Raw genomic sequence first — 13,668 nt, forward strand, 5'->3', positions numbered from 1 at the left:
CGGACCTGACCCCGGATTGTTTAGCTCAACAGGAGGATGGCGATGCTGATGCCTAGTCCGCTGATCCACACCAGCGTGCGCAGGATGTGGATGTTGGCAAGGTAGACGGCGATGTACACCAGCCGCACGGCGATGAAGCTGATCGCCAGCATGTCGATGCTTGCCTGGTCTGCGTGCCCCTGCTGGGCCAGTACGACGGCGGCGATGAATAGCGGCAGTGCTTCAAAGCCGTTCAGCTGCGCAGCGTTGGCGCGGGATTTCCAGCCTGTCAGTCCCGCGACCCAGTCGCGCGGACGCTTGTTGTTGTAGCTGTCCGCGCCGCGTGATGCCACTTTTGCCAAGCCGACGGTGGCCATCGGCAATATGCAGGCTATCAACACGCACCAGTTTGCATTCGTCATGCTGTCTCCTTAGTTGAGGTATTTGGCCAGCCAGGCATGGACCTCGCTGTAGAAGTAGCGGCTGTTCTCGCCTTTGAGTATCCAGTGATTTTCGTCCGGGAATACTAACAGCTTGCTGGGCACGTTCAGACGTTGCTGGGTGGCGAAGTTCATGAGTGCGTTGTTGGCCGGCACGCGGTAGTCGAGTTCGCCTACGGAGATCAGGATCGGCGTCTTGAAGCCGGTGCCTTTTTCGTGATTGCCCGCCTGCAGTACCGGGCTTTGTTCGCGCCACACGGCTTTGTCGCCCCACACCGGGCCGCCGCTGTTCACTTCACGGCCCCAGACGCTGTCGCTGGTGCCCCATTGCATGATCAGGTCCATTTCGCCCGCGTGCGAGACGATGGCTTTGTAGCGTGTGGTGGTGGCTTGCAGCCAGTTGGCCAGGTGGCCGCCATAGCTGGCGCCGCCTGCGGCCAGTTTGCTGCCGTCGATGTAGCTGTATTTTTTTACGGCTTCGTCGACCGCTTCGTTGACTTCGTCGCCTGGGCCTTTCAGCGGATCGCCCTGGATTGCGCGGGCGAATTCTTCGCCGTAGCCGGTCGAGCCTTTGTAGTCGGTCAGCAGGACGACGTAGCCGGGCTGGGCCAGCAGGTGGTAGTTCCAGCGCAGTACGAACTGGTCGCGCCACATATTGGCCGCGCCGCCGTGGATGACGGCAAACAGCGGGTATTTTTTGCTGGGGTCAAAGTTGGCGGGCTTGACGATCATGTTGTGGATCATGCGGCCGTCGCTGGCTTTGAACCAGAAGTGCTCTGGCGCTTGCCAGTCGATACCGCCAGCGCGTTCGGTGTTGAATGAGGTCAGGCGTTTTGGCGCGCCGTTGCCGAAGGCGTAGATCTCGGGCGGGTTGATGGCCGATTCCCACACGCCGACCAGCGCCTTGCCGCCGGCGTTGAGCGAGTTGATGCTGCCGGTCGGCAGCGATGCTTCGTCGCGCAGGTCGCCGCCTGCGTAGTTGATCGAGTGCAGCTGTTCCAGTCCGGCGTGCTCGTAGCTGAACACGATGCGGTTGCTGCCGGCTGGCAGCGCGTAGCGCGAGATCGAGCGGTCCAGCGACGCGGTCAGGATTTTTGGCGCTGGATTGGTCACGGGCCACGCCAGGCTAGCGATGCGGCTGACGTCGTAGACTTTGCCGGGCTCTTCCGCTTCGGTCAGTGTGAACAGGGTCTTGCCGTCATGGCTGAATTTGAGGTTGCTGTAGCTGTGCTTGTCGGCGGTGAGCTGGCTGGCTTCGCCGCCCGCGACGGGCATGCTGAAGAGTTGCGTGTAGCCGGCCGCGCGCGCCAGTTCGTCGCGGTTGGTCGAGGCGGAGAACACCACGGCTTTGCCATCCGGCGCCCAGATCGCGTCCAGCGACTGGCCTTCGTCGCCCTGGCCGCCGCCAAAGCCTGGCTGTGCGGCCAGCTTGGTGGCGCTGAGCAGGTCGCGCGGCGCGGCGCCAATCTCGGCGTTCATGACGAACAGGCGGACTTTTTTGTCGTCCAGCCATTTGTCGAAGAAGCGTGGCGGGAAGCTTTCGTATGCGCGTGCCGAGTATTTGCGGTCCTTGCGTTCTTTCGCCGTTTTCTTGACGTCTTCTTCGGTGACGTTGCCAGGGAAGATGTCGCTGACGAACAGGATCTGCTTGCCGTCCGGGCTGAATTTCGGCTGGCGTGCACCCAGCGTCAGCGTGGTCAGGCGCTGGGCCTCGCCGCCGCCGGCGACGTCGATGCGGTAGATCTGGCCGGCCTCGTCGCCTTCGCGCTTGGCAACGAAGATCAGCTGCTTGCTGTCCGGCGACCAGTTGATGCTGCCTTCGCCGCCTTTGCTGAAAGTCAGGCGGCGTGCTGGCGTGTCGTCGCTCAGCGATTTGATCCACAGGTCCGACCATTGGTCCTTGCTGTCATACGCAGGATCGGTGACGGAGAACACCGCCCACTTTCCGTCAGGGCTGGGCTGCGGTGCGCCGACGCGCTTCATCAGCCAGACGTCCTCGTGGGTGATGGCGTGTTTGGCCGGCGCGGTATCCGCTGCCAGGGCCTGGCCCGTCAATTGGGCCGAAATGATGAAGGCAAGAAGGGAAAGTCGCGGTATAGTCATGGCGAGTTCGCTTAGAAGTCAGTGAAACAACGATAGTGGCCATAACCGTCATTGCTGTCAATCAAGTTTTCCATCCTTCAGATTTCGGAGACAACATGCAGACCATTACCAAAGTTCACAAAGTTGCCGCCTTCACCGCAGGGGAAGAGGGTGGCAACCCGGCCGGCGTCATGATCCGCGCCGCGCTGCCGGAGGAGCCTGCCATGCAGCGCATTGCCACCGAGATGGGCTATTCGGAAACCGTCTTTGCCGCGCCCCATGAAGATGGCTGGCGCGTGCGCTATTTTTCGCCGGATGGCGAGATCGCTTTCTGCGGCCATGCCACCATTGCGCTGGGCGCCGTGCTGGCGCAGCAGAATGGCGACGGGATTTTCCCGCTCACCACCAATCACGCCCGCGTGACGGTAGAAGGCCGCCGCCAGGACCGGGGCGCGACCGCCGCGCTGCAGTCGCCGCCCACCTCCAGTTCGCCTGCTTCACCGGCGCTGGTGCAGGAGGCGCTGGCGCTGTTTGGCTACCGTCTGGCCGATCTGGATGACCGCATTCCGCCGGCGGTGGCCAACGGCGGCGTGCACCATCTGGTGCTGGCGCTGAACAGCCGCGACCGGCTGCGCGCCATGCAGTACAAGCTCGATGCGGGCCGCAGCCTGATGCAGCGCTATGGCCTGACCACGATTTCGCTGGTGCACGCGGAAACGCCGCAGCGCTTCCATGCGCGCAATCCATTTGCGTCAAGCGGCGTGTATGAAGATCCGGCCACCGGTGCGGCAGCGGCGGCGCTGGCGGGGTATCTGCGTGACCTGGATTGGCCGCATGGCGGCGCCATCGACATCATTCAGGGCGAAGACATGGGGGCGCCTTGCCATCTGCAAGTGCAGATCCCGGACCAGCCGGGCAGTTCGATCCGCGTCTCGGGTAACGCCCGGATGATCGGCGATTAGTCCCACTTCCGGAACAGGCGCGCCAGCTCGCCGGATTTTTCCAGCTGCTCCACGGCGCGCTGCACGCGCTGGCGCACGGCCGGATCGACGTGCGTGCCCAGCGCCATGTAGACATCCACGGTGGCCATCACGGCGGGCAGGATTTTGACCTTGCTGGTGGCGCCGGCGCGCTCGATAAAGCCTTGCATGCCCGGCGCGCGGTGCAGGAAGAAGCGGCCGCGTCCGGCAATCAGCTTTTGCAGGTTGGCGGACGGTGTGCTGGAGCTGGCATCGACCTGCAGGCCGCCGATGCGATCCAGCATGCCCGGCGCGGTATAGCCGCGGTTGGTGAGGATCACGCCGTTGGCGCCCAGTTTGCGGACGTCATCCCAGCTGTTGATGGCGGCTGTATCGCCGGCGCGCGCAATCAGCTGGTAGCGGAACTGGAAGATGGCCGGCTCGAGAAAGCTATACTGGCGGGTGCGTTCCTCGGTGCGCTGCACGGCGCACAAGGCGTCATGCTCGTGGCTGGCCAGTTGCGACAGCGCTTGCAGCGCCGGCGTCCATTGCTGGTCGCCGACAAACACCACGCTGGGCTCAATCCGTTCGATGGCGCGGTACAGGTCCACGCACAGCCCGACCACGCGGCCGATGCCGGCCGGAATGTACTTGGGTTCCGTGCCTTCCTGTGCCACGACTTTCAGCTCCGTGGGCGCAGCCCAGACATGCGTACCCAGCAATGCACACAGCAGCGTCAGTCCGCAGCGAAATCCCTTCGGCAGCATCTCACCCCCGTACCCGTGTTCGTAAAACGGCAGTATAGAGCAGAGCGGGCTGAGGCGGTGGCACTCAATCCCAGCGGCGCATGAGTTTTTCCAGTTCGCCTTTTTTCTCCAGCACAAACAGCGCGCTGGCGATGCGGTCGAGCACTTTGCTGTCGAGCTGCTTGCGGGTGGCAAAGTAGAGCTTGGCGCTGTACATCACCTGCGGCAATATCTTCACCTTGTCGGTCGTGCCGGTGCGTGCCAGCAGCCGTTGCAGGCCCGGGCCGCGATGAAAATACAGGCGGCCGCGGCCGGCGATGAGTTTTTGCAGATTCAGTTCCTGCTGGGTGGAACGCGCATCGATTTCAATGCCGCCCAAGGCGGCAATGATGTCGCCGGCGGCAAAGCCGCGGTTGACCAGCACCACGTTGTTGGGCGCCAGTTTGCGTACATCGTCCCATGAGCTGATGCTGATGTCGTCATTGGCGCGTACCAGGAAATGGTATTCGATGGTGAACAGCGCCGGGCCGATGAAGTTGTATTTCTTCTCGCGCTCAGGCGTGCGCTGGACCGCGCATTGGATGTCTTCGACGCCGGTTTCCAGTTCGGAGTAAGCGCGGATCAGCGGCTTCCAGCGCTGGTCGCCGACGAAGCGCAGGCCTGGATCGATTTGCTCGACAGCGCGCATGATGTCCACGCACAGGCCGGTGACGCGGTCCTTGCCGGCCGGGATGAATTTGGGCTCGGTGCCTTCCTGGGCGGCCGTGCGTAGCTGGACCACGGGGGCGGCCGACGCGGCAGCGGCCAGCAATGGAATGCAGCAAGCTCCCGCAAGCAGGTAGTGCAGTCCCTTGTCCCAGCCTCTCATACGATCCCCAAAAAAATCCGGCGTGTTGACGCTCTTGGCCCACTAGCTTACACGAAGCTCAGGCGAAGACAATCCCCCGATTCTTGTTTACTAAAGTTCACTAAAAACGCCCGGAAATGCCAAAAGGGTTTGAAGTGGTATTGTCTGCTTGTTAAATTTTGGGGATCACAGGTGCAAGGAGTTTGGGGATGAAAACAGGCGCGAAAATATGCGTAATGGTGCTGCAGGCGCTGCTGGCGACGACCGCAACGGCGGCCGAATTGCCGGCGCCGCTGGCCTATGAATGCCTCAGGGCGGCCGCGCCCATCCATATCGACGGCAAGCTGGACGACCCGGCCTGGCAGCAGGCGCCGTGGACTTCGGACTTCGTGGACATCGAAGGCGACAGCAAGCCCCGCCCCAAGTTCCGCACCCGCGTAAAAATGCTGTGGGACGATCACTACCTCTACATCGCCGCCGAGCTTGAAGAGCCGGACGTCAAGGCTACGCTGACCGAACGCGATTCCGTGATCTTCAAGGACAATGATTTCGAGGTGTTCATCAAGCCGCTACCGGAGACCGCAAGCTATTACGAGTTTGAGATCAACGCACTCAATACGGGCTGGGACCTGTTTCTGCCCAAGCCCTACAACCAGGACGGCCAGCCCGATAACAGCTGGGATATTGCCGGCCTGAAGACGGCGATTGCGGTGCAGGGCACGCTGAACAAGTCGTCAGACAAGGACCATGGCTGGACCGTGGAAATTGCCTATCCCTTGTCCGCGTTTGCCAACCGCCAGAGCGTGCCGCAGCCCCGGGATGGCAGCACCTGGCGCATCAATTTCAGCCGCGTCGAGTGGACCGCCGGCAAACCCAATGAAGACAACTGGGTCTGGTCGCCCCAGGGCGTGATCGATATGCACGTGCCGGAACGCTGGGGCTATCTGCATTTTTCATCGCGCACGGCGGCAAAAAAGAAATAACTATCGCCATAGGTAAATGTCGTAAATCAGCCTCATTTCAGTTTACTAAAGCTCACTAAACTTCAGCCGTTTTCTCGAAGTCTGTTGAACCGCCATAGTTTCCTTTGTATAAACCTTTCTGGGGGTAGTGATAGACCCAGCGACATACAGGCGGCAAATTGGTCGTTTAGTAAATCGCCGAAATAACAAGCCCTACACAGGGCATCACAAGGAGACATACATGACGTCCAACATCCACCACAACTCACTGCAGAGCCGCTGCCGCGTTACGCCGATCGCGATGGCGGTGGGCGCTGCACTGCTGACCCTGACCAGCGCCCACGCGCAAACCGCCGCCACCGAGAAGAAAGCCGACCCGAACCAGGAAACCACCGTGGTCGTGACCGGCTACCGCTACGCGATCGAGAAAAGCCTGGATCAGAAACGCGACGCCAACGCCATCGTTGACGTGGTGACCGCCGAAGACATCGGCAAATTCCCCGACAAGAACGTGGCCGACGCGCTGCAGCGCGTACCGGGCGTCATCATCGACCGCAGCGGCGGCGAGGGCAAGAACGTCAGCGTGCGCGGCCTGTCGTCGGAACTGACACTGACCCAGCTGAACGGCAACTACATCGCGACCGCCGAGTCCAACGGCGATCCGACCCGCTCGTTCAACTACATGCTGATGCCATCGAATATGCTGTCCAGCGCCGAGCTGTTCAAAACGCCGGAAGCGCGCATCGACGAAGGCGGCATCGGCGGCACCGTGATCCTGCACACGCGCCGTCCGCTGGACGTGAAGTCCGGCACCGGCTTCGTGTCCGCCGAAGGCACCTGGGCCGACACCACCAAGAAGACCGACGGCCAGTTCTCCGGCCAGTATGCGTGGCACGACGAGAGCAACCGTTTTGGTGTGCTGGTCGGCTACACTCAGCAGAAACGCACCACGCGCACCATGGGCGCCAGCACCGAGAACTGGCAGTGGTATAGCGATAACAACAAAACCCATCCCGCGACCGACGTCAACGGCAAACCGTCGGGCATGAACAGCTACTGGTGGGGCCAGTCCGGCTTCTACGACCAGAGCGGCAAGTACTACAGCAACTTCATGATGCCGACCTCGGTCAACTTTGACGTCAAGACCGAAGACCGCGAACGCAAGGGCGGCCAGCTGACCATGCAGCTGAAGCCGGTGCGCAACCTGACCCTGACCGGTAACTACTTCCGTTTCGACCTGTCGCAGAACTCGCAGACCAACACGCTCAAGATTCCGGAGTGGAACCTGGCCCGCTATGACGGCGACGGCAACTGGGCCGGCGGCCGTATGCTCGATGGCCTGAGCTTCGACCCAAGCAAGACCATCGTCACGGGCGCCCAGTACAGCGCGCACGCCGGCAAGGGCTACTATTGCAGCGAAGCGCAGGCCAAGGCCGGCGGCCAGAAACCTGGCGGCTGGGGACCGGACGACTGCACCATTCCAACGCCGCAGATCACCGGCAGCTACAACCGCGAAAAAGCCCTGTCGCAAACCTTTGATCTCGAAGCCGAATGGCATGGCGAGACGGTGGACGCCATCTTCAAGGGCGGCCGCACCTGGGCTGGCGGTGGACCGGACCTGCAATTCACCTTGCCGATCAAGCCGCGCATGCAAAACGCTGATGGCAGCTGGACGCTGGGCAACTACGCCAGCGCCTGGAACCTGAACGGCACGCCGAGCATGACCTTCTCGCCAGAGCTGATGGCCAATCTGCAAAAGGGCATCGGCGAGATCGACCTCGGTTCGACCCAGTCCTCGTGGACTCGCAACACCACCCAGCAGAAATACGCCCAGGCCGACCTTACCTGGCACACCGATTACAAGTGGCTGGACTCGCTGCAATTCGGCGGCAAGTACCGTGACGGCGGCACCCACCGCAGCACTGGCAACAACTACTGGGCTTGCAAGGGCACGGACCCAAGCAACTACGACAACCGCTACCAGGCCGGTTGCGATCCGACTGCCAACAAGTTCCAGCCGCAGTTCCTGTACTCGCAATCGCTGGACAACCTGGCGGGCGGCATCAACGCCAGCGCCTTCCCGGCGATTAACTACCCGGCCTACATCGCTTACCTGGGCCAGACCTATGGCGCGATGCAGACCCGTAACGAAGACAACTTCATCTTCAACGTCAATGAGAAGATCGCCTCGGCCTACCTGCAGGCCAACATCAAGACCGACCGCCTGCGCGGCAACGTCGGTCTGCGTGTGGTGCGGACCCGCCAGCATGCCGATTCGACCGACAGCATCGACAACTACAGCGACTACTTCTACAACGTCAATGGTGCACCGGCACCTTGCCTGGCGGGTGGCGCACCAGCCGTGGGCGCGCCATCGGGTTCGGGCTGTATCAGCGGTTTCACCACGCTGCCGGACAGCATTGCGCATACCAAGTCGTTTGCGGTGAGCTCGCTGGACCGTACCTACAACGATGTGCTGCCTAGCTTCAATCTGGCCTATGACATCACCCACGACCTGCTGCTGCGTGCCGCTGCGTCCAAAGTGATTTCGCGTCCGAGCTACGGCGACATCGCCGCACCGGGCGGTCTGCAGTACTACAGCCAGGAATACGTCAACGACCGCCGTCTGATCGGTGGCGGCGACAAGCAGGGCTGGTTCGGCGCAGGCAGCAACAAGAGCCTGGAACCGTACAAGGCCAACCAGTTCGATATCGGCCTGGAGTGGTACTTCCACCGCGGCTCGGTGCTGGGTGCCGACCTGTTCCGCAAGAACGTCAGCAACTTCTCGGTGCCAGTGGTGCGTGACGTGACCATGAACGTGGGCGGCCAGAGTGTCACCGTGCAGAACTACTCGACTACTGCCGGCGGCCGCAACGGCGTGTCGCAGGGCGTTGAGCTGTATGCACAGCACACGCTGTCGTCGGGCATTGGTTTCCAGGTCAACTACACCTACAACAAGACCAACCAGGCGGCCATCACGCTGGAAGACGGCACCAACATCGGCAAGTCGCCGCTGGTGGGCAGCGCCAAGAACCAGGCCAACGTCACCGTGTTCTACGAAACCGACCAGTACCTGCTGCGCGCGTCGTACAACCGTCGCGGCGAAGTGGTGGACGGCCTGATGAACGGCTTGAACGTGTATGAAGATCCGTACAGCCAGGTGGACTTGAACGTGGCCTACAACTTCAGCAAGCAACTGAGCCTGACCGCTTCGGTACTCAACGTGACCAAGCAGGAGACCCGTTCGCACCTGGGCAACGACACCAACGACCGCTTCTACTCCAACGGTTACGCTGGACGCATCGCGTACTTCGGCCTGAACTACAAGTTCTAAGCCCTTCCGTTTCCTCCCCGTGCCGCAAGGCCGGGGAGGTCTTTTTCTTTGGAGTGCTGCGATGAACACGCTCAACCGTATCAACCACATCACCGTCGTCGGCGGTGGCAGCGCGGGCTGGATGGCCGCCACGGCGCTGGCCACTTACCTGGGCAAGGGCGCGACGATCCGTCTGATCGAGTCGGAAGAAATCGGCATTGTCGGCGTGGGCGAGGCCAGCGTTCCGCACATCAAACTGTTCAACGGACAATGGCTGGGCATCGACGAAGCCGAGTTCGTCAAACGTACGCAGGGCACGGTCAAGCTCGGCATTCAATTCAATGACTGGGGCCGGATTGGCGACAGTTATATCCACGGCTTTGGCGCGATCGGGCGTTCGATGGGGCCGCTGCCATTCCACCAGTTCTGGCTCAAGCAGTTCCTGGCTGGCCGCGCGCCGGATATCGGCCATTACACGCCGCAGACGATGATGGCGCCGCAGGGCCGGTTTGCGCCGGGCGACCGCAACGCGCCGCCGCATTCGCCGCTGGCGGATATCGCCTACGCCTATCACTTTGACGCCACGCTGTACGCGCGCTACCTGCGCGAGCTGGCCGAACAGCGTGGCGTGCAGCGCATCGAAGGCAAGATCGTCAGCGTGCAGCAGCGTGCCGACGACGGCTACATCGAATCGGTCACGCTGGAAAGCGGCCAGGTGGTTGATGGCGAACTGTTCATCGACTGTTCGGGTTTCCGCGGCCTGCTGATCGAACAGACCCTCAAGACCGGCTATGTCGACTGGACCCACTGGCTGCCGTGCGACCGCGCCATGGCCGTGCCGAGCGCCAGCGTCGAACCGATCACGCCGTACACGCGCGCCACCGCGCGGGCGGCGGGCTGGCAGTGGCGCATTCCGCTGCAGCACCGCATCGGCAATGGTTATGTGTATTCCAGCCGTCACATCAGCGACGATGAAGCGGCCGCGACGCTGCTGGCCAACCTGGATGGCGAGGCGCTGGCCGAACCGCGTCCACTGCGCTTCACGACGGGCATGCGCAAGAAATTCTGGAACAAGAATGTGGTGGCGCTGGGGTTGGCAAGCGGCTTCCTGGAACCGCTGGAATCGACCAGCATTTATCTCGCACAGTCCGGCATCACCCGTTTGCTGAGCCTGTTCCCGAAGCGCGATTTCAACCCGCTGCTGGCCGAACGCTACAACCGCGAATCGGCATTTGAATATGAACGTGTGCGCGATTTCCTGATCCTTCACTACAACGCCACCGAGCGTAACGACACGCCGTTCTGGGACGATTGCCGCACCATGTCGATCCCGGACAGTCTGCGTGAAGCCGTCGAGCTGTTCCGCGCGGATGGCCGCTACTTCCGCAACGGCGAGGACTTCTTCGCGTTGCCAAGCTGGGTGCAGGTCATGCTGGGCCAGCGTATCATGCCGCAGAGCTACCATCCCATCGTGGATGAGATGCCGGAGGACAAGCTGATCGAGCAGGTGGACGGCATGCGCGCCATGCTGGCGCATGCGGTGGCCAGCATGCCCACTCATCAGGAATGGATCAACCGATACTGGAAAGCGTCTGCACCATGAGTATGCGTTTTCTTTTGCAGTCCCTGTTGCAGTCCCTATTGCGGCTGCTGTTTGGTGTGTGGCTGGTGGCAGGTGCGGCGTCGGCCATGGCGCAGAGTTCTGGTGAACTGGTGATTGGCAAGGGCTGGACCTTCCGCCTCTTGCCCGGCAATGCACAGCTGGCGGCTCATCCGGAAGCGGCGGCATGGAAGACAGCGGCGGTACCCGGCACGGTACACACCGACCTGTTTGCCAACAAGCTGATCGCCGATCCCTACGTGGGCGCACCGGAAGCGAGCCTGCAATGGATCGGCCTGGCGGACTGGGAATACCGCACGCGTTTCGATGCGCCGCGTGCCGCCCAGGGCAGCGCGCGCAGCGATCTGGTGTTTGAGGGCCTCGATACCTACGCCGAAGTCTGGCTCAATGGCGACCGGCTGCTGGCGGCCGACAACGCTTTCCGCACCTGGCGCGTGCCGGTGCAGGGCAAGCTGCGCACCAAGGGCAATGAACTGCGCATCGTGCTGCGCTCGCCCATCACCAGGTTGCTGCCGCAGGTGCAAGCCATGCCGCACAAGCTGGCGGGCAACTATCCTTCACCGTATGGCGATGAACCGGCTGATGCGATGACCGGTAACTTTGCACGCAAGCCGGGCTATCACTATGGCTGGGACTGGGGGCCGCGCTATGTAACCGCCGGCATCTGGAAACCGGTCGTGCTGCAAAGCTGGGACGTGGTACGTATCGCTGACTTGCAACTGCGTCAGGATCACGTCGATGCCGCGCGCGCCGAGATGACCGCCGTGTTGTCGGCCGATGTCGTGCGCGACGGCAGCTTTGACCTGCGCCTGTGGCAGACCGCGCCGGATGGCAAGCGTTCGCTGGCGGCCCAGCAGCGCGCGCTATTGCGTGCCGGCGACAACCGCGTCGAGCTGCCGGTACATGTCGATCATCCGCAGCGCTGGTTCCCGAACGGCTACGGCGCGCAGGCGCTGTACCGCTACACGCTGGAGATCAGTGACGGCAAGGCGGTGGTGGCCAGCAAGAGCACGCGCACCGGCTTGCGCAGCATTGCCTTGCGCCGCGATGCCGATGACAAGGGCCGGAGTTTCTACTTCACCGTCAACGACATTCCCGTATTCGCCAAGGGCGCCAACACCATTCCGTTCGACATGTTCCAGCCGCGCGTGAGCAAGGCGCAGTTGCGCAGCGTGCTGCAATCGGCGCGTGATGCGAATATGAACTTCCTGCGCAGCTGGGGCGGTGGCTATTACGAAAGCGATGAGTTCTTTGACCTGGCCGACGAGCTGGGCCTGCTGGTCTGGCAGGACTTCATGTTTGGCGGCGGTATGCCGCCAGCCTACGACGACGCCTTCCGCGCCAACGTCATCGCCGAAGCGCGCGATAACGTGCGCCGCCTGCGCAACCATCCGAGCATCGCGCTGTGGTGTGGCAATAACGAGGAGGAAATCGCCTGGAAGTATTGGGGACCCGGACAGGCCATGATGAAAGCCGATCCGGCGTTTGCCACCAAGGTATGGAATGGCTACGTGCAGCTGTTTGGTACGGACCTGCGCAAGGTGGTGGCGGAAGAGGGCGGCGGCGTCGCCTACTGGGCCAGCTCGCCAAGCGATGATCTGGCCGAAGCCGCCAATACCCCAGCCAGCGGCGACATGCATTACTGGGAAGTGTGGGGCAATCCGGCCCATCCGCCGTCGAAGTATCTGGAAATTACGCCGCGCTTCATGTCGGAATACGGCCTGCAGGCCTGGCCGGTGCAGCGCACCATCGACGCGTTTGCCAAACGCGGCGAACAGGGGATTGCCACGCCGGTCATCGAGGCGCATCAAAAGTTCCTGGCCGGTAAAGGCAATGAACGGCTCATGAAATATGTGGACTACGAGTTTGGCGAGACCAGTGACTTCAACGCCTTCGTTTACCTGAGCCAGGCCGCGCAGGCGGAGGGCATCGAACTGGCGGCGCTGCATCACCGCGCCAGCCGGCCTTTCACCATGGGCTCGCTGTACTGGCAGCTCAACGATGTGTGGCCGGGCGCTTCATGGTCCAGCGTGGACTGGTTCGGGCGCTGGAAGGCGCTGCAATTCCATGCGCGCCGTTTCTATTCGCCGGTCGCGGTGGCCGCCTTGCGTGATACGGCGGGCCACACCACGGTCAGCCTGCTCAATGACCGTCCGCACGCCGTGCGCGGCGAGTTGCGCCTGCGCGTGATGACGGTCGATGGCAAGCTGCTGCGGGAAGAGCGCAAGCCGGTCGAGCTTGCGCCGCTGTCGGCCACCCGGATGGCGGAGTATGCCGATGCCGACTTGCTGGCCGGCGCCGCTCCCGCCAGCACCATCGCCGCGTTTGACTTGCAGGTGGTCGGCGAACCGGCCGCGCGCGGCATCGTCTATTTCAAGGCCGCAAAGCAGATGACATGGAACGATCCCCACTTGCAGGCGACGCTGCGCAGCAGCAGCGATGGCTACGTGCTGGACCTGCATGCGGACCAGTTGGCACGCGCGGTATGGATCGATTTCGGTGACATCGATGCCGATGTCGCCGACAACGCTGTCACGCTGCTGCCGGGCGAAAGCCTGTCCCTGCGGGTACGCTCGAAGGCCGGCCTTGCCAGCTTGCGCAAGTCGCTGCGGGTGCGTACGCTGGCCGATATACTGGCTGGCCCAGCTGGACTTTAATCAATCGAATTGTGGAGACTTTTATGCACCTGATTTCGCTGCACAGCCGGACGCATCGCGCC

At 62.3% G+C, this 13,668-nt stretch carries 9 protein-coding genes; 5 read left to right on the forward strand and 4 right to left on the reverse strand.

Features of this window, described 5'->3' with window-relative positions:
- Positions 1-20: 20 nt before the first annotated feature.
- Together GTP58_RS19315 and GTP58_RS19320 are read right to left on the reverse strand one after the other, a co-directional pair.
- Positions 21-401, reverse strand: coding sequence for an MAPEG family protein (locus GTP58_RS19315; RefSeq protein ID WP_161078804.1), 381 nt, complete (start codon positions 399-401; stop codon positions 21-23).
- Between the two features lie 9 nt (positions 402-410).
- Positions 411-2,522, reverse strand: coding sequence for a S9 family peptidase (locus GTP58_RS19320; protein WP_161078805.1), 2,112 nt, complete (start codon positions 2,520-2,522; stop codon positions 411-413).
- A 95-nt stretch (positions 2,523-2,617) separates the two neighbouring features.
- Between GTP58_RS19320 and GTP58_RS19325 the strand changes: the two genes are divergently transcribed.
- The gene (locus GTP58_RS19325) at positions 2,618-3,463 is read left to right on the forward strand and encodes a PhzF family phenazine biosynthesis protein (RefSeq protein WP_161078806.1); all 846 of its coding nucleotides are present in this window, start codon (positions 2,618-2,620) and stop codon (positions 3,461-3,463) included.
- Here the strand turns inward: GTP58_RS19325 and GTP58_RS19330 are convergent.
- Together GTP58_RS19330 and GTP58_RS19335 are read right to left on the reverse strand one after the other, a co-directional pair.
- Positions 3,460-4,227 carry an ABC transporter substrate-binding protein gene (locus GTP58_RS19330; protein ID WP_161078807.1) on the reverse strand — a complete coding sequence of 256 codons (768 nt, stop codon included), beginning with the start codon at positions 4,225-4,227 and terminating at the stop codon, positions 3,460-3,462. The two genes, GTP58_RS19325 and GTP58_RS19330, sit on opposite strands and share 4 nt — an antisense overlap.
- A 64-nt stretch (positions 4,228-4,291) precedes the next feature.
- On the reverse strand, positions 4,292-5,074 hold the full coding sequence (locus tag GTP58_RS19335) for an ABC transporter substrate-binding protein (RefSeq protein WP_161078808.1): 783 nt from the start codon (positions 5,072-5,074) through the stop codon (positions 4,292-4,294).
- A gap of 188 nt (positions 5,075-5,262) precedes the next feature.
- Between GTP58_RS19335 and GTP58_RS19340 the strand changes: the two genes are divergently transcribed.
- From GTP58_RS19340 to GTP58_RS19355, 4 genes are all read left to right on the forward strand, one after another.
- Complete coding sequence (locus GTP58_RS19340) at positions 5,263-6,036, forward strand: carbohydrate-binding family 9-like protein (protein ID WP_161078809.1); 774 nt, start codon at positions 5,263-5,265, stop codon at positions 6,034-6,036.
- Positions 6,037-6,256: 220 nt separating this feature from the next.
- Positions 6,257-9,349 carry a TonB-dependent receptor gene (locus tag GTP58_RS19345; protein WP_084560300.1) on the forward strand — a complete coding sequence of 1,031 codons (3,093 nt, stop codon included), beginning with the start codon at positions 6,257-6,259 and terminating at the stop codon, positions 9,347-9,349.
- A 61-nt stretch (positions 9,350-9,410) separates the two neighbouring features.
- Entirely contained in the window at positions 9,411-10,931 is a 1,521-nt protein-coding gene (locus GTP58_RS19350) for a tryptophan halogenase family protein (protein ID WP_161078810.1), read from the forward strand.
- Complete coding sequence (locus GTP58_RS19355; protein ID WP_202413756.1) at positions 10,928-13,606, forward strand: glycoside hydrolase family 2 protein; 2,679 nt, start codon at positions 10,928-10,930, stop codon at positions 13,604-13,606. The genes GTP58_RS19350 and GTP58_RS19355 overlap by 4 nt, the downstream gene beginning before the upstream one ends.
- The last annotated feature ends 62 nt before the right edge of the window (positions 13,607-13,668 follow it).

Origin of the sequence: Duganella sp. CY15W (assembly GCF_009857555.1) — a bacterium.
Taxonomy (GTDB): domain Bacteria; phylum Pseudomonadota; class Gammaproteobacteria; order Burkholderiales; family Burkholderiaceae_D; genus Rugamonas; species Rugamonas sacchari.